Below are 1,534 nucleotides of genomic sequence, written 5' to 3'. Positions count from 1 at the left end.
GGAAGGAGTGTTACCTCTATGCCATCATCACGAGATGCTAGTTCATTCCAAATCTTTGATTTGATTGAACGAACTCATTAAATCACTTTAGCGATTTATACTCATTCAAGTGAGACTATACTTACATACATAAAACCATATCAAAACTTTAGCTATTCTGTATTGTTATGTCGAATAATTGTCTCAACAAGATATTATTATACATAGTATTAGTTATTGTGTCAACACTTATATTAAATAAATTCTTAATTTATTTTTTTAGAGTATTCTTTTATTAAATCTACTGACTTCTTAAATTTATCTAGTTCTTCACCTGTCATGTGTATTTCTACAACTTCCTTAACTCCATCTGCATTTAAAACAGCAGGCACTCCGCAGAATACATCATTTTCACCATATTCGCCTTCTAATAGCGTAGAAATTGGCATTATCTTATTCTCATCATTTATAATCGCCTTAATTATTCCTACCGCAGCAGTAGCTATCCCATAATACGTTGTTCCTTTTCTATTATACACTTCCCAACCTGCTTTAGCTGTTTCTAAAACCAATCTATCTAAATCTACATCTCCAACTCTATCTTTGTTATCTCTTAATATTTCATAAAATGATTTACCACCAACAGTTACATGAGACCACGGTACCATTTGCGAATCTCCATGTTCCCCCATTGAATATCCCTGTACACTACGCGGATCCACATTTAATAAATCTCCAATAAAATTTTTTAATCTAGCTGAGTCAACTGAAGTTCCTGTTCCCATAACATGACTTTTTGGTAATCCAGATATCTTATAGACATGATATGCTATCATATCTACAGGATTCGAAATAACAATAAAATGACCTTTAAATCCACTTTTCATTATTGGATCTACAATAGATTTTACTATTTTAGCTGACAATTCTAATGTATCTAATCTAGTTTGGCCTGGTTTAGGAGGTGCACCTGCTGTTATAACAACAATATCAACATCTCCACATTGCGAATAATCTCCTCTTACAACTTTCGTATTTCTATTTAAGTATTCAATACAATGATTCAAATCCATTACTTCTCCAAGCGCTTTTTCTTCATTTATGTCAATCATTAATATTTCATCACAAACGCCTTGTGTCATTAAACTAAATGCTGTACTTGAACCAACTAATCCTGTTCCTATAATTGCAACTTTACTTTTTTTTAGCCCCATTTTAACCCCATCCTTTTTATTATTATTTAAGCTATATTAGCTATTAATCCATACGTATTTGCTTTTTGCCATAATACATTGCAGGAGTATTATGCATGACAAATAAAGATATTTCAACTATATATTATAATTATAAATCCAATTTTTTCTTAATAAATTTGCTTAATTAATAAATTAATTGCGATTATTATATACAATTGCCTAAAATATATTATTAAATTTTGCATTTAGGTAATAATGTATAAAAAGGCAAAAAAAGATTGCTAAAAAATTTAGCAATCTTTTTATGGTGCGTCATCAGGGATTCGAACCCTGGACACCCTGATTAAGAGTCAGGTGCT

At 30.6% G+C, this 1,534-nt stretch carries 1 protein-coding gene; it reads right to left on the bottom strand.

All coding sequences use genetic code 11. The annotated features are described in order from the left end of the window. Positions 1–245: 245 nt before the first annotated feature. Complete coding sequence (locus CLOBL_RS27170) at positions 246–1,193, bottom strand: L-lactate dehydrogenase (RefSeq protein WP_009172973.1); 948 nt, start codon at positions 1,191–1,193, stop codon at positions 246–248. Positions 1,194–1,534 lie beyond the last annotated feature (341 nt).

This window comes from Clostridium sp. BL-8 (assembly GCF_002006495.1).
Classification (GTDB): domain Bacteria; phylum Bacillota; class Clostridia; order Clostridiales; family Clostridiaceae; genus Clostridium.
Note: the sequence above shows the minus strand (reverse complement) of the source record. Positions and strands in the feature narration are given on the sequence as shown.

Bases quoted from the DNA above. Each gene is read 5' to 3' on its own strand.
- CLOBL_RS27170 (WP_009172973.1), bottom strand. From the start codon at position 1,193: ATGGGGCTAAAAAAAAGTAAAGTTGCAATTATAGGAACAGGATTAGTT.